The sequence below is a fragment of the Frankia sp. ACN1ag genome (assembly GCF_001414035.1).
Lineage (GTDB): Bacteria > Actinomycetota > Actinomycetes > Frankiales > Frankiaceae > Frankia > Frankia torreyi.
The window spans coordinates 86,032-104,876 of the sequence record NZ_LJPA01000011.1 but is presented as its reverse complement, the minus strand read 5'-3'; the positions used below and the strand labels follow the sequence as shown (position 1 = coordinate 104,876).

Sequence of the window (18,845 nt, the reverse complement as noted above, 5' to 3'; positions counted from 1 at the left end):
CGGCCGGGCGGGCGTCCGCGGACCCACCGCGACCGCCGTCACCTGCGCCACCTGCCCGCATCGGTCGACGCGGGGATCGCGAACGGGCACTCTCTTCCTCGAGGCCGAGGTCTGCGGCGGGGCGGAGCTCGGCGGCGGAGCCGAGCCCGGACGCCGCCCGTCTCGGCCGCCATCATCGGCAGGATCCAGCCGCCGGGCCGGCGGAGCAGGGAGAGCGTTGTGCTGACCAGGATCGACCATGTCGGAATCGCGGTGGCTTCACTGGCCGAGGCGATTCCGCGCTACGAGGAGGCGTTCGGCCTCAAGGTCGTGCACCAGGAGGACAACGACCGCCAGGGCGTGCGCGAGGCGATGCTGCTGGTACACAGCGGCGAGGCCGGCAACTCCTACGTCCAGCTCCTCGAGCCGCTGCGCGAGGACAGCCCGGTGGGCAAGTTCCTGGCCAAGCGGGGCCCCGGCATCCACCACATCGCCTACGGCGTCGCCGACATCGACAGCGCCCTGGCCGCGCTGACCACCACCGGCTTCGACCTGGTCAACTCCACGCCGGTGCACGGCACCGCCGGCAGCCGGATCGCCTTCGTCCATCCCAAGGGGCTCGGCGGGGTGCTCACCGAGCTGGTCGAGGCCGCAGAGGGACACTGAGCCGACGGGCGCGGAACGGCTGGGAGGAGCAACGGGTGCGGATCGTGATCGCGGGGGCACACGGCCGGATCGCCCGGCTGCTAAGCCGCCGGCTACGCGGGCAGGACGCGACGGTGATCGGACTGATCCGCAACCCCGACCAGCGCGACGACGTCCGCGCGGCGGGCGCCGAGCCCGTCGTCGCCGACCTGGAGTCGATCGACGCCGCGGCATTGGCGCAGCACGTGCGCGGCGCGGACGCCGTCGTCTTCGCGGCCGGCGCGGGACCGGGTAGCGGCGCGGCCCGCAAGGACACCGTCGACCGGGCCGCGGCGGTACTGCTCGCCGACGCGGCGCAACTCGCCGGGGTCCGTCGCTACCTGCTGGTCTCCTCGGTCGGCGTCGACGGACCGCCGCCACCGGGCACAGACGCGGTGTTCGCGGCCTACCTGCGGGCCAAGGCCGCGGCCGAAGAGGCGATCCGCGGCCGCGATCTGGACTGGACCATCGTCCGCCCGGGCCGGCTGACCGACGACGACCCGACCGGCCGGGTGCGGCTCGCCGCCGGGGTGGACCGCGGGGAGATCTCCCGCGCGGATGTGGCCGCGGTGCTCGCCGCCCTGCTCACCACCGCCGGCACGGCCGGGATCACCGCCGGGCTGGTCAGCGGCGAGACGCCGGTGGCGCGGGCAGTCGCCGAGCTCACCTCCGCCGGACCCGGGCGCCACGCCTGAAGCAGGCGCCGGCACCACCAGCGCGTCCGGCCTCGCCGCCCCTTGCCTTGCCCTTCCAGGGGGTTCCGTGTCCGATTCATCCCTCTGGAAGGGCAAGGCACCCACGGGGCTGGCGCGCCGCGGGCACCGGAGAACGGTCAGCGGCGGCCCGCCGGGGCAGCGAAGGCGGCGCTCGGGATCGGGTCGAGCGGCGTCACCGACGAGCCGTTCCACTGGTAGCGGACGGTGGCCCCGCCGGCGGTCGGGCAGCACATCGGATCGCCCGGCTTGTACAGGTCGTACTGCAGAGCCACCACGCGGTCGGTGGACCAGATCCAGCGGATCGTCGCGCTCGACTGCTGCGCGTCGTTGCCGATGTACGCCCCGCGGTGGAAGAAGAACGCCCGCTGCGGGTGCCCGTCCGCGGAGGTCGAGCGCAGCCCGACGATCACACTGAGATCGCTGTTTTGGTCGAAGCCGCCCAGCGAGATCGGCGTGTAACCGGCGGCGCGCACGACCGACGACGCCTTCGCGACGCTGAGCGCGGGCGCTCCCGCCGCACTCGGCGCGGCCGAGGCGCTGCCAGCGAGTCCGCCTACCAGTACGAGTGCACCGATCATCACTGAAACGGCAAGTCCGCGACGTAGAGTCATGAGACCCCCCAAGTTCCGTGTTGACCCGACCACGCTAGATGCCCTCTTCGACGGCCGCCGCCCCGGCAGGGTCTATGGGCGCTATGTCGCCCGGTTCGACCGCAATCGCCCGGCAGCCGGCCAGTCCGGCCTCGCGGGACGGGTTGTCTCGGAACGGGCTTCTCGGGACGCGGGCCTCGGAACGGGCTGTCTCGGGACGCGGGCCTCGGGCCTCGGGCCTCGGGACGCGAGCCTCGGGACGCGAGCCTCGGGACGCGAGCCTCGGGACGCGAGCCTCGGGACGCGAGCCTCGGGTCAGCGACCGCGGCGGGCGGACGGGCCGCGGCCGTGGCGGCGGCCGGCGACCCAGCTCACCGCGGCCAGCAGCCCGGGCGGGCGCTGGAAGGTGGTCAGCGTCATGCCGGGCAGCGGCAGACGCAGCGTGGCCACCGAGCGGGGGCGGGCGAACTCGCGCAGCCCCTCGGCGCCGTGCACCCGGCCGAACCCGCTCTCGCCGCTGCCGCCGAAGGGCAGGGCGGGAATCCCGGCGAAGGAGAGTACGGCGTTGACGGACACCATGCCGGCGTCGAGCCGGCGGGCGATCTCGTCGCCGCGGTGGCGGGAGAACACGGTCGCCCCCAGCGCGTACGGGGTGCCGTTGGCCAGGGCGACGGCCTCGTCGACGTCGGCGACGGTACGGACGGTGACAACGGGACCGAAGGTCTCCTCCTGCACGGCGGGGCTGTCCTCGGGGACGTCCACGAGGACGATCGGGGCGATGAACGTCTCGCCCACCGCGTCGACGCCGCCGAGCAGGGCCGTCGCGCCGCGGGCCAGCGCGTCGGAAACGTGGCGGCGCACGACGGCGGCCTGGCCGGGCATCGTCATCGGGCCGTAGGAGGCGCCGGGACCGTCCCCCGGCCGCACCGCGGCCAGAGCCCGGCGGACCTCGGCGAGGAACTGCTCGGCGACGGCCGCGGTGACGTAGATCCGTTCGACGCCGGCGCAGGTCTGCCCGGCGTTCGCCATCGCCCCCCAGACGGCCGCCCGGGCGGCGGCGACCACGTCGGCGTCGTCGGCGACGATGCACGGATCCTTGCCGCCGCACTCGATGACGACCGGGGTCAGCGACTGCGCGCAGGTCGCCATGACCATGCGGCCGCTGGCCGCGGAACCGGTGAAGGCAATCTTGTCGACGCCCGCGGCGCAGAGCGCGGCGCCGGTGTCGGCGAACCCGGTGACCACGCCCAGCACACCGGCGGGGGCGTCCGGGTTCGCTGCGGCGAAGGACTGCGCCAGCCGACTGCCCAGCGCCGGGGTGTACTCGCTGGGCTTGAACACCACCGGGTTGCCGGCGGCGAGGGCGTAGGCGATCGAGCCGACCGGAGTCAGCAGCGGGTAGTTCCAGGGACCGATCACCCCGACGACCCCGAGCGGGCGGTACTCCACCCGGGCGGTGTAGTTGGCCAGGAACGGGCCGGGCAGGACCCGACGCGTCCGCAGCACCCGCCCGGCGTGGCGCGCCGCCCAGCGGATGTGCTCCAGGGTGAGCAGCAGCTCGATGCGGGCGTCGGCTGCGGTCTTGCCGTTCTCCGCATGCAGGAGCTCGACGAGCTCCCGGTCGTGGCGGGCGAGGTGAGCCGCCCAGCGCAGCAGGTGATCGCGGCGCGCGGCGGCGCCGAGCCCGGCCCACCAGGGGGCGGCGTCGCGGGCCGCCGCCACCGCGGCCGAGACCCGCCGCGGGGAGCACACCGGGAAGTGGCCGACGACCGCGCCGGTGACCGGGTTCGTGGAGGCGAACGTCGAGTCGGCAGCCGCGGCCAGATCAGCCGCGGCGCCTGGGAGCACGCCGGCGGCGGCGCCGGCACGAGAGGTCGAAGCGCCGGCCGCGGCCGGCTGGCCGGGCACCTCCGCCGCCTGCGCCCCGTGGCCAGCCACCTCACCCGGCTCACCCGGCGAGGTCGACACAGGCTGTCGCACCGCATGCCCTTCGGGGTCGTCACGGACCTTCCCTGCTGGGAAGCCCATTCGAACCAAGGATAGGTCGCCCGTGGGCCGAGGTCGACTACAGGAAGGAGTCCCGGTAGGCGGTGAACCATTCCCGTTGGGCCCGCTGGTCGGCCGTCTCGTCCGCGTACACGTTGTCGAACATGGTCACCGGGGCCGGCGGGTCCATGGCGAGGCATGCTCGGCGCAGGTCGGCGGCGGCGTCGTCGGCGTGCTCGCGGACCTCGTCGAACCAGCCGGCGGCCACGTCGGCGGCCAGCAGCAGCCGCAGTCGCTCGATGGGGTCCCGCGCCCGCCAGACGGCGAGCTCCTCGGCCGGCTGGTACCGGGTCGCGTCGTCCGACGTGGTGTGCGGCGCCATCCGGTAGGTGTTGGCCTCGATGAGCACCGGGCCACCGCCGCCGCGGGCGTGCTCGAGCGCCCAGGTGGTGACGGCGTGCATGGCGAGCACGTCGTTGCCGTCGACGCGCACGCCGGGGAAGCCGAACCCGTCGGCGCGCCGGGCCAGCTGCATCGTCGACTGCCGCCGGGTCGGGGTGGAGATCGCCCACTGGTTGTTCTGGCAGAGGAACACCACCGGGGCGCCGAAGCTCGCCGCCCACACGAACGCCTCGTTGGCGTCGCCCTGGCTCATCGCGCCGTCGCCGAGGTAGACCAGCACGGCGCCGTCGCGGTCCGGATCGCCGCTGCCGACCGTGCCGTCGAGCACCATGCCCATGCCGTAGCCGACGGCATGCAGGGTCTGCGACGCGAGGACGATCGTGTAGTTGGCCATGTTGTGCTCCGCGGTGTCCCAGCCGTCGTGGCTCACCCCGCGCAGCAGGCGGATGACCTCGGCGGCCGGCACCCCACGGTGCCAGGCGACGGCGTGCTCGCGGTAGCTGGGGAAGATGAAGTCGCGCGGCCGGACCGCCGCCGCGGATCCGACCTGCGCCGCCTCCTGTCCGCGCAGCGGAATCCAGAGCACCAGCTCACCCTGGCGTTGCAGGGCCGTGGCCTCCTCGTCCAGGCGGCGCGCCAGCACCATCGACGAGTAGAACTCCCGGCACAGGTCGTGGTCGGCGAGGACGGCGAAGCGCGGGTCGGTGACCCGGGTGCCGTCCGGCGCGAGCAACCGCACACCGGAGTCGGCCGGCTCCTGTGGTGGCGACGGCACCGCCGGGGGTGCGGCGACGGCCGCAGCCGGTTCCGGTGGCCGTGCCGGCCGCGCCGGCCGCTCCGCGATCAGCCCCGGCCCGCGTACGACATTCATACCGAGTACCTCTCCCCCACCGGAAGATCGCAGGACGTCCTACGATCGGAAACCATCGAAAAAAAGACCGGTATACCGGTAAGAGAGTACGCGGTCCGGGTTCGACGAGAACGCCGGATCCCCATGCTTCATTCACGTCGTACTCCTACCCGGCCGGCGGCCCGCCGATTCCAAGGACGTCCTACGATCGGAAACCATCGAGAGGAAACGGTCACCGTTGTGAACTCGACCGAAACCCGAGTGGCCGTTACGGCGCCCGCAGGTTAGGAGAACATTTCGGCCGCAGCCCTGAGCTCCGCCCGCCGGCGATCCACCAAGGGCCGTCCGACCGACCGGAAAGGGGCCCGCTGGTCGGCCCGATCGGCCCGCCGGACCGGACCGGTGGACACCCGATGCGGGGTGGTCGCCGGCCCGCGTCGGCGCACAATGGCCCCATGGCTGGCAAGGCGGAACGTGTCCGGGTGGTGTTGGAACGGTCCGGCGGGCTGCTGGGACGGCCGGTCCGGCGGGGGCTCGACAGCGCCGATCTGCCCGAGCCGGAGGCCGCCCGGCTGCGCGAACTGGTGCGCGGAGCGGTCTCACCGGGCAGCGCGCCAGCCCGGCGGGCCGGCGGGGCAGGAGGCGCAGGCGGGACACGCTGCGCAGGCGGGACAGGCGGCGCAGGCGGGGCCGCGCCGCGGGGCGAGCCGGCCGACGACGGACGGGGCGGGGGCGCGGACCGCTTTGTCTACACCCTGGAGATCGACTACACCCCCGAGATCGACTACACCTCCGAGATCGACCGCACCCCCGAGGTCGACCGCGCCCCGCGGGTCGACCAGCAGGGCGGACGCACCGTGCGGACCTTCTCCGAGCCGGTCCCCGAGGACCTGCGGCCGCTGCTGGCCCTGCTGCGGGCCGCCCCCCTGCTACCGGCCGGCGGCCGCGACACGCCGCGCTGACCCGCCGATGTGTCGACCCGCCGACCCCACCCGACGGACTGCCGAACTGGGACCGGAAAATCATTCGCCGGGCGGCCGTGGACCGGGCATCCTGAACAGGCGGAGCGGAACGGTTTCGATGCGGACTTCCGGACCGGGCGAGCACCTTCGCTGAAGACGGTGGCAAGGGCACGGCGGAACTTGCATGAATACACAAGGCCGGGGATGCCGTGGCCGGTGAAATCCATCCGTCGGCTTGTTCCAGCGCCTCCGGCGACGGGCGGGACGGGGAACTTCCGACGCGAGGCCCTGATTCCGGGCCGCCGCGATGAATGCGTTCGGTCGGCCAGAAGTGAACAGCACGTACCCACCCCCGTCGAGCGGAGGAACCATCCGATGAGCCCCGTCGCAACGCTCGGCGCAGCGGCGCATCCGATCTGGCTGTGGACTCGGCCCGAGGAGGTCGAGAGCGCCGCGCTGGACCAGTTGCGCAATGTCGCGTCCCTGCCCTATATCCATCATCACGTCGCGGTGATGCCCGACGTGCACCTCGGCTACGGCGCGACGGTCGGCTCCGTCATCGCCCTGCGCGACGCTGTCTCCCCCGCCGCCGTCGGGGTCGACATCGGCTGCGGGATGGCCGCGGCGCGGACCAACCTCACCGCGGCCGACCTGCCCGACGATNTCGGTCCGCTGCGGGCCGCGCTGGAGGCGGCCGTCCCGGTCGGGATGACCAGCCACCGGGAGCCGACCGCGCGGGCCCGGCGCCAGGACGACCTGTGGAGCGCGTTCGGTGCGCTGCACCCCCGCGTGGCCGGGCGGCTGGCGAAGGCCATGAACCAGCTCGGCACCCTCGGCTCGGGCAACCACTTCCTCGAGGTGTGCCTGGACACCGACGACGCGGTCTGGATCATGCTGCACTCCGGTTCGCGCAATGTCGGCAAGGAGCTCGCCGAGGGCCACATCCGCGTCGCCAAGCAGCTCGAGCACAACGCCGGCCTGGCCGACCGCGACCTCGCCGTGTTCCTCGCCGGCACCCCCGAGATGGCCGCCTACCGCCACGACCTGGACTGGGCGCAGACGTACGCCCGGCGCAACCGGGACCTGATGCTCGCCGCCGCCGTCGAGGCGCTGCGCGGCCCGCTGCCCGGGCTGCGCGTGCCCACCCCGCCGGCCGACGGCCCGCATGCCGGCGACCGCGACTTCGCCCTCGTGAACTGCCACCACAACTACGTGGCCGAGGAGCACCACTTCGGCGCCGACGTGCTCGTCACCCGCAAGGGCGCCATCTCGGCCCGGGACGGGGAATACGGCATCATCCCGGGTTCGATGGGAACCCGGTCCTACCTGGTCCGCGGGCGGGGAAACCCCGACTCGTTCCATTCCGCCAGCCACGGCGCCGGCCGCACGATGAGCCGCAACCGGGCCCGCCGGACGTTCACCGTCGACGACCTCGCCGCCCAGACCCGCGGGGTGGAATGCCGCAAGGACGCCGGCGTTCTCGACGAGATCCCCGCGGCGTACAAGGACATCGACACCGTCCTGGCCCGCCAGAGCGACCTCGTCGAGATCGTCGCTCAGTTGCACGCCGTCCTCTGCGTGAAGGGCTGACCTCCACGCCACGTGCGCGGAGGCCGTCGGATCGGACGGCGGCCTCCGCGGGGGTGTCCGACGAACGTGGACGTGCCTCGGCGGGCTCGCCCGACCGATGTGGGAGGAACAGCTCGCATCAGCGCATACGTCGGTCTTTCAACCCGTCCGCGCGCACGGGTGATTCGACCGTCCCGTCCATCCCGGATTATCGGTGGCCGAAGTCGGGTAAAAACAATCCGACCGATCCCGACGACATCCGACCGGGGCGGTGGCGTCCGCGTGCGCCGCTGGGGGGCGTGATGCTTTCTCGACACCGAGCCGCACGACTCACGATTGCGGCATTGATTGGTGCCATTGTGATGGTCGGCGCCAATCAGCCGGGCATGTCCGTGCCGACGGCGGCGCCCACGCCGCCGTCGGGACAGCCGCTTCGGGAGCCGCCGCAATACGTGAGTGAGGACGGCGTCCTGCGGGTCCGTATCGTCGTGGAGCGCCGCCAGGTCGAGCTAGCCGGCCACCGGCTGTGGGCGCTGACCTACAACGGCCTGTACATGCCGCCGACGCTGCGATTCCGGCCGGGTGACCGGCTGGATCTGACGATGGTTAACCGCGTCCGTCCTTACACGAACCTGCATATCCACGGGCTGCACGTGTCGCCGGCCGGAAACTCCGACAACGCCTTCATCCACATCCATCCGGGCGAGACGTACCACTACGTATACCAGTTCCCTCGGACCCTGACGCCGGGGACCTATTGGTACCATTCCCATGGGCATCCGCATGCCGCGTCGCAGGTCGCCGGAGGGATGTCGGGAATCATCATCGTCGACGGCCTGCAGCGGTACCTGCCGCCGAATCTGCGTCACATCACCGAGCACGTCGTCGCCCTGAAGGACTTCCAGGTCCAGGGCGACGCGATCCGGACCGAGGACCTGCACATCGGAGCGGCGACGAACCGCACGGTCAACGGCCAGCAGAACCCGACCATCCAGATCAGGCCGGGCGAGACCCAGCTGTGGCGGCTGGCCAACATCAGCGCCAACATCTACTACCGACTGCGGCTGCCGGGGCAGCGGTTCCACGTGATCACGCAGGATGCGAGCCCCGTCACCCGGGTCTGGTCCGCGGACTCTCTCGTCATTCCGGCCGGCGCCCGCTATGACGTGCTCGTGCAGGGCGGCCCGGNCGGCCGCACCGCACTGGAAACCCTCGAATACAGCACCGGACCGGCAGGCAACAGTTTTCCCCGACAGACCCTCGCCACCGTCGTCTCCAGCGGTCCGGCGATGCGACCGGCGGTGTTGCCCACCACCTTCGACCCGAGAACACGGGTGGACCTGAGCCGCGCTCCCATCGCCGCGCGCCACACCATCGTCTTCTCGGAGAAGAGCACCGGAACCCAGTTCTACATCAACGGTCGGACCTTCGACGAAAACCGGGTCGACATCCGGTCCAGGCTCAACACGGTCGAAGAATGGACTATCCGCAACGAATCCGACGAGCAGCACTCCTTCCACGTGCACACCAACCGCTTCCAGGTGATGAGCATCGACGGCGTACCGCATCACGCACTGAGCCTGCAGGACACCGTGAACCTCCCCGCGCGGGGAGAGGTGGTCGTGCGGATCCATTTCACCGACTTCACCGGAAAGACGGTCCTGCACTGCCACATCCTCAACCACGAGGACATGGGCATGATGGCCGTCCTCCAGATCGTGAGATAGGCCGCCGCACGATGATCGTCACGACGAAGGACCGCAGGAATGCGCCCGACGGCGTGGTGCGATCAGGCGGCATCGTGGAAGATCAGACCGAGGGTGTGGCTCGACGGCGCAGGGCGGCCTGCGGCTCTGGGACGAGGCCATCCAGCTGGGGGCGGCGTTTCACCTGGCCGGCTTCCGGCAGGTCATCGCCACCCTGGGTCCGGTGGAGGACCAGACCCTCCAAGTGGTCCACCTGCATCCACGTCGGTCCTTGATCTACGGTGCGGCGGCGGTGTTGGGGGGCGGGGCGGGCCGCCCTGGGGACTCGTCAGACGAACGCCTCGTCGACGTAACACCAGCGCCAGTCCTCGCCCGGTTCGAACGAGCGGACGATGGGGTGGCCGTGGTGGGCGGCNTGGGCGCTGGCGTGCCGCGCCGGCGAGGAGTCGCAGCAGCCGACGTTGCCGCAGGTCAGGCAGAGCCGCAGGTGTACCCAGCGGCCGCCGGTGCGCAGACATTCGCCGCAGCCCTGGTGCGTCGCCGGCTCGACGTCGCGGATCGCCGACAGGTGAGGGTCCTGGATGGTGGTCATCGGCCGCTCCGATCGTCGTCTGGCCGGCACGCACGAGGGGGTGCACGCCGACGTCGACTATGCCCGGCTGGGAGCCCTGACACATCCTGGCCCGGGTGGTCGGCGTGCCCCGGGTGGTCGGCTGCGGCCCCGCGCTCGTCGCGGACTGCACCCGGGAGTCCGATCAGGCGGCATCATGGAAGATCAGGCCGAGGGCGTGACGCCGGCCCGATCGGACGGTGCTGACTCCGTGCCGCATGGGCGAGGCGGACCAGCCGCGCGCGGAGGGGACCGGCCGATCCCGGGTGGTGAAGATCAGGGCATGNCCGCGCCGGAGGGTGAGGGCGGTGCCCCGGGACTGGGCCCGCATGCGCTGCTCGACGAGCAGGAACTCGCCACCGGTGTAGTCCGCGCCGGGGGTGTCGAGGCCGATGACGACCTGCAGGGGGAAGACCAGCTCGCCGTACAGGTCGCGGTGCAGCGCGTTCCAGTCGCCCGCCCGGTAGCGCAGCAGCAGCGGCGTGGGCAGGCACTGCCCGCTGCGGTGGCAGTCGGCCAGCCAGGCGTCGAGGGTGTCCGGCCACGGTGCGGACCGGCCCAGCCGGGCGGCCCACCGCCGGGCGACGGGCAGCAGGAACGGGTAGAACGCCGCGCGCAGGGCCCGGACCGGCGGGGGAAGTGGCTGATCGAAGTAGCGGTATTCCCCCGACCCGAACCGGTGGCGTCCCATGTCCACGGTGGACCGAAAGCGGGCGGGCTCCTCCAACAGACGCACGAGGTCGCGGCACTGCGTCCCGGTGAGCACCGCGCCGGCGAGGGCACAGCCGGTGGCATCCAGCTCCGCGCCGATCGCCGCCCAGTCCATGGCCCGTACGCGCTCCTCGGCTCCGGCGACCGGCTGCGGTGCCGTCATCCGAACCCCACGGCCGGGCCGGCCGGTGCGCTCGCCGCGGTGGCCTCGCCGGCGAGGTCCAGCGTCGGTGCGAGCGCGCCCTCGTGGCGCAGCAGGAACTCCTTGCGGTCCAGCCCGGCGGCGAAGCCGCGCAGCGTGCCGTCCGCGCCGATCACCCGGTGGCAGGGTCGTACCAGCAGCAGCGGATTCGCACCAACCGCCGCGCCGACCGCGCGCACCTCGCCGCGCCCGACTCCGACGCGGGCGGCGAGCTGGCCGTAGCTGATCGTCGCGCCGTAGGGAATCGCCTCCAACGCCCGCCACACCCGCTCCTGGAAGCCGGTGCCGCCGGTCCGCAGGGTGAGGGTGAACGCGTGCCGTTCACCGGCGAAGTACTCCTCGATCTCCTCGGCGGCGGCGGCGAAGAGTTCGGGGGTGCGGCGCCAGTGCGGCGCGGGTACCGCTGCGCCACGCTGCCCCGGCATGGACAGCGAGGCCAGGGCGAGCCCGCCGGGGGCCTGGTCCGTTGCGGCCCCCACCAGCAGCAGCTCGCCCACCGGGCTGGCCAACGTCGTGTAAAGCATCACCGCTCCCCTTCCGATCCGATCCCATCCTTCGGGACTGCTTCGACGCGCGTGGTCAACCCGGACCAGGAACCGGGCCCGCAGCCGGCTTCCGCCGCGTGCCGGCTCGGCGGGCACGGCCGGCGTGCAGACCCGCGCGGGTCATCGTGGGTGGGTCGCCGCGGGTGGCTGCGGCAGCCCACACGTGGTGCGCCGCGTAGCTGCGCCAGGGCGCCCAGGCGGCGGCGCGACCCAGGTCGACGTCGCCGCGGCGGTCCGCGGCGCGCAGGGCCGCATCGCCCGGCGGGAGCACATCGGGGTCGCCGAGGGCTCGCATCCGCAGGTAACCCGCCGTCCAGGGCCCGATGCCGCGCAGCGCCAGCAGCGCCCGTCGCGCCTCGTCGCGGTCCACCCCGGCGTCGAGGACCACGGAGCCGTCCGCAAGCGCGCCGGCAAGCGTCCGCACGGCGTCCCGGCGCACGGCCGGCATCCCCAGGTCCGCCAGACCGGCCGAGGCGAGGGTGTCGACCCGGGGGAACAGCAGGGTCAGGCCGCCGCTCGGCGTGGGCAGCGGATCGCCGTAGGCAGCCAGCAACACCGCGCCCAGGCGCCGCCCGGCGGCCACCGACACCTGCTGGCCCAGCACGGCCCGCACGGCGAGCTCATGCGGGTCGGCGGCACCGGGGGCGCGTAGTCCGGGTAGGCGGCCCACCTGCGCGGCCAGGGCGGGATCGCCGGCGAGCCGGTCGGCGACGGCGAGCGGATCGGCGTCGAGGTCGAACAGCCGACGGAGCCGGCTGACGGCGCTGCCGAGGTCCCGCAGGTCGCTCAGGATCAACCGGCAGTCCAGCCAGCCGACGTCGTCGCCGGCCGGGCGTTCGGCCACCTCCGCCACGCCGTGGCCGCAGGCCAGGCGCAGGGTGCGCCGGTAGGTTCGCCGTCCTCGCTCGCCCACGACCTCCTCCGCCCCGGGCAGGGCCCGGTCGGCGAGGTAGTCGAACAGGTGACCCGCCTCGTAGGGCCGGCGATAGCCCAACCGGAGGGTGAGGCCACCCTCGTCGGGTCGGCCGCCCGGACCCGCCCCATCGCCGCGGCTCGGGCCGGGCGGGACGGTCCGCGGCGGCCGTGGACCACGCAGCTCGAGAGGCGTCGCGGCATAGACCGTTCGGATGGTGTCGTTGAACTGACGAACGCTCGCGAAGCCGGCGGCGAAGGCCACCTCGGTGGCGGGCAGCGCGGTGGTCTGCAGCAGCAGCCGCGCGGTGTGCGCACGCCGCGCTCGGGCCAGGGCGAGCGGCCCGGCGCCCACCTCGGCGGTCAGGTGCCGGTGGAGCTGGCGCGCGCTGTAGCCCAGCCGCGCGGCGAGGCCGGCCACGCCTTCCCGATCGACGACACCGTCGCCGATCAGGCGCATCGCCCGGCCGACCACGTCAGCGCGGATGTCCCACTCGGCGGAGCCGGGCACCGCGTCCGGCCGGCACCGCCGGCAGGCCCGGAAGCCGGCACCGTGCGCCGCCGCGGCCGTCGGGAAGAACCGGACGTTCGTCCGCTTCGGCGTCACCGCCGGGCAACTTGGACGGCAGTAGATGCCCGTGGTGGTCACGGCGAAGTAGAAGGCGCCGTCGAATCGGGCATCCCGGCTGGCCACCGCCTCGTAGCGGCCCTCGTCCGTCCTCATGCCCCCACTTTCGGCGCGACCGCCTCCGGATGCTGGCGGGAATCGGACGTCGTGCCCGCTCGCCGGATCGGCGACGTCAGGCCAGCGGCTTGCGCAGGACGATGAAGTAGAGGTCGGGCCGCAGCGGCCGACCGAACCGCTCGTCGGCGTACGGAAACGGTCGGGTGGCGGTGGTCGGGAGGTATCCCTTGCCGCGGTACCAGCCGATGAGTTCGCTCCGCTGGGCGATGACCTGCATCTCCATCCACGACGCCGACCACGCGGTGACGGCGTGCCGCTCGGCGAGCCGCAGCAGCGCCCCGCCCACTCCGGCCCCCTGCCGGGTGGGGCTGACGGCGAACATGCCGAAGTAGGCCCCCGTCACCGCGGTGATCCCCGCTGCGGTGGTCCCCTCGTCCTCGCCCGGCTGGGCCACCAACTCACCCGTCTGGACCACACCAGCTCCGCCATGCGCCCGCGGCTCGATCCGACGCTCCACGTGGCAGCAGCCCACGAGGAGACCCGAGGGCTCCTCCGCGAGCAGGACTGTCCCGTGTGGGGCGGTCAGGGCGGCACGCACCTCCTCGACATCCGTGCGCTGGCCCCCGACCAGGTCCGCTTCGGTGGTCCACCCCGCCCGGCTGGACTCCCCCCGGTACGCGGATTCGACGAGAGCGACGATCGCCGCCGCCTCGGCGGCGCTGTCGGTGGCACGACGAAACGCCAGGTTCGCGGGCTGGGGGCGGGAGACCGATCGCATCTCCCCATCCTCACAGCTCAGCGGGCGAATCCCCCGACAGGGCCAGGGACGGCACGGTCCGTGACGGCGCGAGCGTTCGTTCGCCGCTGGTGACGGCGGCAGCCAGCCGCGGCAGCAGCGTCCCGAGGGGAGCGTCGACACGGACCGTCGCCCGGCTGTCCCCACGGGTGGGCCCCTGGTTGACGATCGCGACCGGGATGTCGAGCTCGGCCGCCCGCAGGACGAACCGGTAGCCGGACATCACCGTCAGCGACGATCCCAGGATCAGCACCGCACGCGCGCTCTCGACCAGATCGAATGCCTGCGCCACGCGGGGTCGCGGCACAGTGGCGCCGAAGAACACCACGTCCGGTTCCAGCCGCTCACCGCCGCAGCCACGGCAGTCGACCATGACGAAGCGGGCGACCGCCTCCGCCGAGAGGGTGACGTCACCGTCCGGATTGGTGGGGGCTCCGGAGATGCGGAAGCCCGGGTTCGCCGCGGTCAGCCGCTCGTCGAGGTCGAGGCGCGGGCTCACCTGCCCGCAGTCGCCGCACACCACGCGGGAGAGGCTTCCATGCAGATCGATGACATGGCGGGAGCCGGCGCGCTGGTGCAACTCGTCGACGTTCTGGGTGATGATGCCGGTGACCAGTCCCGCCTGCTCCAGGCGGGCCACCGCGCGGTGGCCCGGGTTGGGCTCGGCCCGGGCGACCTGCCGCCAGCCGGCGTGGCTGCGCGCCCAGTAGCGGTGACGAGCCCCCGGTTCCTTGGTGAACTGCTGGTAGGTCATCGGGGTGTGGCGGCGCAGTGCCCCGTTCGGGCCCCGATAGTCGGGGATGCCGGAATCGGTCGAGATCCCCGCCCCGCTCACCACGGCGACGCCGCCTGCCGCGACGAGGGCACACAGCCGGTCGAACGCCTCGCCGTCGTTGGTCGTCTTTACTCCCACCGCTCCCATGCTGCCCGATCGCGCGGCCGCGGACCCGTCCGAGCCGACTGGTGACCTCAGAGCGTGGGTCGTACCGTTGCGCCGGGTAGACCTGTATCGAGGTGATGACCGATGAACGAGCAGGTCAGAAGCGCCAGCAGACCGCCACGCCGGCGGCGGGACACCCCTGGTCCCGCCGTGGCGTCTGGTACCGCCGTGGCGTCCAGTACCGCCGTGGCGTCCCCCGAACGGCGCACGCCGCGCGTCACCGATGCGGGGGACGAAGCCGCATGTACGGGAGCCGAGCGGCTGTCAACGTGGGAGGCCGCGCAGGCAGCGGCCCATCCGGGCCCCGAGGCGCCGGTGTGTGGCGCGGCGGGGCAGCTCGCCGGACCGGAGGAGACGATCGAGGCCGAGATCGTCCGGTGCCTGCCGGGCGGGGTCGCACTTGTCCGGACAGCGGCCGGCACCGAGGAGATCGGTCTCGCCCTCGTCCGAGCCCGGGCGGGCGACGCGGTGCTGGTCCACGCCGGGGAAGCGATCAGCGTCCTCTGACCAGCGTGAAGGAGGCCAGCGATGAGGACGGTTCAGGCGCGGCTGGACCGGGCGGCGGCGATCGCCGACGCGACGATCTACCGGCACGATCCGGGCCATCGCGTGCGGCCCGGTCGGGGCGGATCGGGCGGACTCGTCGGGGTGCTGACCCCGGCCGCCTACGCCGCGCGCCATCCGGCTGACCGAGCCTACGTCCACGCGGAGTGCCTGTTGGAGGCGGGCCCCGACGCCGTGCTGACCGCGCAGGTCCGCTGGCTGCAGATCACGACGCGGGAGCAGCAGGTCCTCCGATCGGGCGGTGCCAGCGTCGGGCCGGAGGTGGCCTTCGACGCCGACCCCGACGACCAGGCCGAGTTTCTGCCCCACGAGGTCGATGAGGACGTGACGATCGCGGATCTGCTCGCGGCGGGCCCCGGCCCGATCACTCATCCCTCGACTCCGTCGACCGGAACATGGCCTCGCGGCTGGCTACCTCATCTCAGTGCCCCCCGCCCGGCCCCCTGGGAGCCGGCCGGCGCGGCGGCGGGCGGGCCGGGTGTGGCCCGGTCGGGGGCGCACACGGTGCGGCTCAGTGCGCCGTCCGGCCGTCAGGTCCGGACCGTGGATCACGGTGGGACGGCGCCGACCAGGATTACCTGGGACACCTGGTTCGCCCGGGCGGAACTGCGACTGAGCGCTGGGCTTTATCCCGGTCCACACCCGCTGCTGCGCCTGCGCGCGGAGCTGGTCAACATCTCAGGCTGGCCGCCCCACGCCGACGAGGCCCACGGACGGATCCCGGTAGGGTGGGCCGCCCGGGCCCCTCACGGGCAGGCATTGCGCCATGCGCTGATCGGGGCACACGTGATCCTCGGCATCGACCGGGGCCGGTTCGTCTCCCTGAGCGCGCCCCCCGCCTGGGCTGCCGCTGTCGCACGGGACTGCGTCAACGACGGCCTGTGGCCTGCGGTGGTCGGCGGGCCGGGCGGCGACCCCACCGCCGTGCTGCTCGCGCCGGTCCGGATCCCGGACGATCCGGGACCGCGGCCGACACCTTCCCCGGCTTGACGGGCCATCCGGGCGGTGTCGCGGCGGCGCCCGGACTCCTGGCCGAGATCCACTAGGGCAGATGGCCGCGATCCACATCCGCCGACGGACCGGGAACCCTGTCGGCCGACAGATCGGGGACGGCCTCGGCGGACGGATCGGGGACGCCCTCGACGGATGGATCGGGGTCCGCGGCGGCGGTCGGGTCACGACCCACGCCCGGGATCGCCGACAGCGGGTCGCTCGCCGGGCGCTGCTGGTCGGGCAGGTCGGTAAAGGTGACGTCCACCTGCTGGAAGCTCTTGAACTGCTCCGCCTTGGCGTAGGAGGTGTAGGCCCGCCGGTCGGAATCGGTCAGCTCGACGTCGTCGGTGAACGGGGTCAACAGCGCCCGCGGGTAGAGTCGGCCCGCCCGCACCGCGTTGATCTCCATGGCGACAACCACGACGACGGCGAGGAAGTACAGCCAGGTCATCAGCCCGAGAACGAGCCCGAACAGCCCGTAGACCTGGGTGGAGCCCTTGAGCTGGTGGGCGATGTAGTAGCTGCCCAGGGTCTGCACGAGCTGCCAGCCGAGCGCCGCGAACACCGCTCCGGGCAGGATCTCGCGCACTCGGACGGACCGGGCGGTCAGGACCTTGAAGGCGACGAGGACCAGGCCGGCGTTGCCCGCCGTGGAGATCGCGACCGCGAGCACCTGGAACCCGGCGGCCAACCGGCCGAACGCCGAGGCCCCGGTCGTGACGCTGGAGAGCACCGTCGTCATCAGCACACCGAGGCCGAGCAGGCCGATGAGGCTGAGGCTGCGCAGCCGGGCGAAGAACGGGTTCGGTCGGGCCCGGCGCGGCACCGCCCAGACGGTGTCGAGGGCGTTGCCGATCGCCCGGGCGACGCCGAGGCTGCCGGAGATGGCGCCGAGGACGCCGACGGCGACGGCGACGCCGCTGCCCTTGAGCGCCTGCACGTCGTCGCGGAGCTGATCACCAATGATCGGAAACTGGCTCAGCGTGGAGGTCACGACTTGTTCCTGCAGGTCAGGATGGCCGTGCAGGACGAAGCCCAGCCCGGTCGTGAGCAGCAGCAACAACGGGAACAGCGACAGGAAGGCGTAGAAGGTGATCAGGGCGGCGAGGTAGCCGCCCTGATCGTCGGCGAACTTGTAGATGACGGCGATGACGAAGCCGACCCCACGGTTGCGTTGCTGGGCCCGGTCGATGCGGCCACCGAGCGCCATCCCGCGCCTCCCCAGGCCGTCCATCGTCATGAAGCTATCCCCCGTCCGGGTGGGCCGCATACCCGCTGACCTGCCGGTAAAGCGTCTCGACCGGCCGACAACGGACCTCCCACCGCAACGCGCCCACATCGCCGCCGCGGCTGGCCCGATCGGGTGATGTGCCGGCTGCGCGGCCGGCCTTCACCCGCATCCCCCGATCCGGGTCCACCCGTATCCCCGATCCGGGCGGCGCCGCGGCGGGCTCCCTCCACCGGCTCATCATCGCGTTGACGGATGGGCGCGCATGGCCTTGGCTGATGCCGCCACCCTACGCACCTGATCGATCACGATGCAGCCACGGTCCACCGCCCGAAAGGAGTCCGCGGATGCGACGAGGTCTCAGGGGGATCATCCCGGGAATCGGCGTGGGCCTGCTTCCCCTCGCCGTCCTCCCGGTCCTGGCAGTATCCGGCCCGGATGGGGCAGCCCCGGTCGGCGCAGACAGCATCGGTGCGGACAGCATCGGTGCGGACAGCATCGGTGCGGACACCGGCCACCCGCTCGTGCCGCCCGCCGACGCGGCCTCGACGCCGCACGGACGAGGTGACACGCCCGCCGACGGGCCGACCTACCTGATCGCCGACCTCGGACCGGTGAACCGATCCGGCGCGAGCGGCACAGCCACCGCGACCCTGCGGGGGAACCTGCTGAGCATCCGGATCGTCACCCACGGCTTGGCTCCGGGACTGCCGCACCCCCAGCACATCCACATCGGCGGCAGCCATTCCTGCCCCGCCCCGGACGCGACGGGCACCGGCGCGAGGGGCCAGGTCCGTTCGGGCGACGCGAAGAAGTCGATCGGTGCCATCGCGGTGTCGCTCACCACGACCGGCGACACCGGCCCGGACAGCTCCTACGCGCTGGACCGCTTCCCCGTCGGCGACGCCGGCTACGAGCGCACCATCACCGTCTCCCCGACGGTCGCCGCGGAGCTGCGCGGCGGCGAGGGCGTGATCGAGCAGCACGGTGTCGACGCGAACCACAGCGGCCGCTACGACGGGGCGGCCCGCAGCGACGTGAAGCCCGAGCTGCCCGAGGAGGTCTCCAACTCGGCCGCCTGCGGCCGGCTCGTCACGAGCCCGACCGCTGTCCCGGTGGGCGGGGTGGCAGCCGGCGGCGGCGGGACCGCCTGACCCGATCGGGCCGGGGGCCGGGCCTGATCCGCTCGGACCGGCTGCCGGGCCTGATCCGATC

At 73.0% G+C, this 18,845-nt stretch carries 18 protein-coding genes and 4 pseudogenes; 10 read left to right on the top strand and 12 right to left on the bottom strand.

What is annotated here, in order from left to right; all coding sequences use genetic code 11:
* Positions 1-219 precede the first annotated feature (219 nt).
* Entirely contained in the window at positions 220-645 is a 426-nt protein-coding gene (mce, locus tag UK82_RS11965; RefSeq protein ID WP_044884037.1) for a methylmalonyl-CoA epimerase, read from the top strand.
* Between the two features lie 35 nt (positions 646-680).
* Complete coding sequence (locus tag UK82_RS11960; protein WP_044884038.1) at positions 681-1,358, top strand: NAD(P)-binding oxidoreductase; 678 nt, start codon at positions 681-683, stop codon at positions 1,356-1,358.
* A 137-nt stretch (positions 1,359-1,495) separates the two neighbouring features.
* Here the strand turns inward: UK82_RS11960 and UK82_RS11955 are convergent, their stop codons facing one another.
* The 3 genes from UK82_RS11955 to UK82_RS11945 form a co-directional block, all read right to left on the bottom strand.
* On the bottom strand, positions 1,496-1,957 hold the full coding sequence (locus UK82_RS11955) for an LppP/LprE family lipoprotein (RefSeq protein ID WP_313949807.1): 462 nt from the start codon (positions 1,955-1,957) through the stop codon (positions 1,496-1,498).
* A gap of 327 nt (positions 1,958-2,284) precedes the next feature.
* Positions 2,285-3,877: an aldehyde dehydrogenase family protein gene (locus UK82_RS11950; protein ID WP_052680992.1), complete on the bottom strand. Its 1,593-nt coding sequence runs from the start codon at positions 3,875-3,877 to the stop codon at positions 2,285-2,287.
* 157 nt (positions 3,878-4,034) lie between these two features.
* Complete coding sequence (locus UK82_RS11945) at positions 4,035-5,228, bottom strand: thiamine pyrophosphate-dependent dehydrogenase E1 component subunit alpha (protein WP_236705830.1); 1,194 nt, start codon at positions 5,226-5,228, stop codon at positions 4,035-4,037.
* A gap of 434 nt (positions 5,229-5,662) precedes the next feature.
* On the opposite strand from UK82_RS11945, the gene UK82_RS11940 reads away from it, so the two are divergent.
* From UK82_RS11940 to UK82_RS37415, 5 genes and pseudogenes are all read left to right on the top strand, one after another.
* On the top strand, positions 5,663-6,169 hold the full coding sequence (locus UK82_RS11940) for a hypothetical protein (RefSeq protein WP_173667269.1): 507 nt from the start codon (positions 5,663-5,665) through the stop codon (positions 6,167-6,169).
* A 375-nt stretch (positions 6,170-6,544) separates the two neighbouring features.
* A pseudogene (locus UK82_RS37425) lies at positions 6,545-6,832 on the top strand (RtcB family protein); the annotation flags it as partial.
* A 1-nt stretch (position 6,833) separates the two neighbouring features.
* Positions 6,834-7,759 (top strand): RtcB family protein (locus UK82_RS11935; protein WP_236705829.1); only part of this gene is annotated, 926 nt, incomplete at its 5' end.
* A 281-nt stretch (positions 7,760-8,040) separates the two neighbouring features.
* Positions 8,041-8,926, top strand: a pseudogene (locus tag UK82_RS37420) (multicopper oxidase family protein); the annotation flags it as partial.
* A 101-nt stretch (positions 8,927-9,027) separates the two neighbouring features.
* On the top strand, positions 9,028-9,465 hold the full coding sequence (locus UK82_RS37415; RefSeq protein WP_236705855.1) for a multicopper oxidase domain-containing protein: 438 nt from the start codon (positions 9,028-9,030) through the stop codon (positions 9,463-9,465).
* A gap of 307 nt (positions 9,466-9,772) precedes the next feature.
* Here the strand turns inward: UK82_RS37415 and UK82_RS37410 are convergent.
* The 8 genes and pseudogenes from UK82_RS37410 to UK82_RS11900 form a co-directional block, all read right to left on the bottom strand.
* Positions 9,773-9,859, bottom strand: a pseudogene (locus tag UK82_RS37410) (hypothetical protein); the annotation flags it as partial.
* 1 nt (position 9,860) lies between these two features.
* Positions 9,861-10,036 (bottom strand): hypothetical protein (locus UK82_RS11925; RefSeq protein ID WP_236705854.1); only part of this gene is annotated, 176 nt, incomplete at its 3' end.
* A gap of 163 nt (positions 10,037-10,199) precedes the next feature.
* Positions 10,200-10,340 (bottom strand): annotated as a pseudogene (locus tag UK82_RS37405) (2OG-Fe(II) oxygenase); the annotation flags it as partial.
* A gap of 1 nt (position 10,341) precedes the next feature.
* Positions 10,342-10,928: 2OG-Fe(II) oxygenase (locus UK82_RS37400; protein WP_396230526.1), on the bottom strand; the 587-nt coding region annotated here is incomplete at its 3' end.
* Positions 10,925-11,491: a methylated-DNA--[protein]-cysteine S-methyltransferase gene (locus UK82_RS11915; RefSeq protein ID WP_055407201.1), complete on the bottom strand. Its 567-nt coding sequence runs from the start codon at positions 11,489-11,491 to the stop codon at positions 10,925-10,927. The genes UK82_RS37400 and UK82_RS11915, both read right to left, overlap by 4 nt.
* A gap of 55 nt (positions 11,492-11,546) precedes the next feature.
* Complete coding sequence (locus UK82_RS11910; protein WP_082121713.1) at positions 11,547-13,148, bottom strand: AlkA N-terminal domain-containing protein; 1,602 nt, start codon at positions 13,146-13,148, stop codon at positions 11,547-11,549.
* Positions 13,149-13,224: 76 nt separating this feature from the next.
* The gene (locus UK82_RS11905; protein WP_055407114.1) at positions 13,225-13,887 is read right to left on the bottom strand and encodes a GNAT family N-acetyltransferase; all 663 of its coding nucleotides are present in this window, start codon (positions 13,885-13,887) and stop codon (positions 13,225-13,227) included.
* A 10-nt stretch (positions 13,888-13,897) separates the two neighbouring features.
* Positions 13,898-14,827, bottom strand: a complete 930-nt coding sequence (locus UK82_RS11900) for an NAD-dependent protein deacetylase (RefSeq protein ID WP_044884044.1) — start codon at positions 14,825-14,827, stop codon at positions 13,898-13,900.
* A gap of 186 nt (positions 14,828-15,013) precedes the next feature.
* On the opposite strand from UK82_RS11900, the gene UK82_RS11895 reads away from it, so the two are divergent.
* Both UK82_RS11895 and UK82_RS11890 read left to right on the top strand, forming a co-directional pair.
* Positions 15,014-15,352: a HypC/HybG/HupF family hydrogenase formation chaperone gene (locus UK82_RS11895; protein WP_236705828.1), complete on the top strand. Its 339-nt coding sequence runs from the start codon at positions 15,014-15,016 to the stop codon at positions 15,350-15,352.
* Between the two features lie 21 nt (positions 15,353-15,373).
* A complete protein-coding gene (locus tag UK82_RS11890) occupies positions 15,374-16,399 on the top strand; it encodes a hypothetical protein (RefSeq protein WP_044884045.1) in 1,026 nt (341 codons plus the stop codon).
* A 52-nt stretch (positions 16,400-16,451) separates the two neighbouring features.
* Here the strand turns inward: UK82_RS11890 and UK82_RS11885 are convergent, their stop codons facing one another.
* Entirely contained in the window at positions 16,452-17,612 is a 1,161-nt protein-coding gene (locus UK82_RS11885) for a YihY/virulence factor BrkB family protein (RefSeq protein ID WP_370657256.1), read from the bottom strand.
* Between the two features lie 365 nt (positions 17,613-17,977).
* Here UK82_RS11885 and UK82_RS11880 point away from each other — a divergent pair, with 365 nt between their 5' ends.
* Positions 17,978-18,784, top strand: coding sequence for a hypothetical protein (locus UK82_RS11880; protein WP_055407113.1), 807 nt, complete (start codon positions 17,978-17,980; stop codon positions 18,782-18,784).
* Positions 18,785-18,845 lie beyond the last annotated feature (61 nt).

Coding starts and splice junctions, on each gene's coding strand:
- UK82_RS11955 (WP_313949807.1), bottom strand. CDS start 1,957: ATGATCGGTGCACTCGTACTGGTAGGCGGACTCGCTGGCAGCGCCTCG.
- UK82_RS11945 (WP_236705830.1), bottom strand. CDS start 5,228: ATGAATGTCGTACGCGGGCCGGGGCTGATCGCGGAGCGGCCGGCGCGG.
- UK82_RS11940 (WP_173667269.1), top strand. CDS start 5,663: ATGGCTGGCAAGGCGGAACGTGTCCGGGTGGTGTTGGAACGGTCCGGC.
- UK82_RS37415 (WP_236705855.1), top strand. CDS start 9,028: ATGCGACCGGCGGTGTTGCCCACCACCTTCGACCCGAGAACACGGGTG.
- UK82_RS11915 (WP_055407201.1), bottom strand. CDS start 11,491: ATGCTTTACACGACGTTGGCCAGCCCGGTGGGCGAGCTGCTGCTGGTG.
- UK82_RS11910 (WP_082121713.1), bottom strand. CDS start 13,148: ATGAGGACGGACGAGGGCCGCTACGAGGCGGTGGCCAGCCGGGATGCC.
- UK82_RS11905 (WP_055407114.1), bottom strand. CDS start 13,887: ATGCGATCGGTCTCCCGCCCCCAGCCCGCGAACCTGGCGTTTCGTCGT.
- UK82_RS11900 (WP_044884044.1), bottom strand. CDS start 14,827: ATGGGAGCGGTGGGAGTAAAGACGACCAACGACGGCGAGGCGTTCGAC.
- UK82_RS11890 (WP_044884045.1), top strand. CDS start 15,374: ATGAGGACGGTTCAGGCGCGGCTGGACCGGGCGGCGGCGATCGCCGAC.
- UK82_RS11885 (WP_370657256.1), bottom strand. CDS start 17,612: ATGGCGCTCGGTGGCCGCATCGACCGGGCCCAGCAACGCAACCGTGGG.
- UK82_RS11880 (WP_055407113.1), top strand. CDS start 17,978: ATGCGACGAGGTCTCAGGGGGATCATCCCGGGAATCGGCGTGGGCCTG.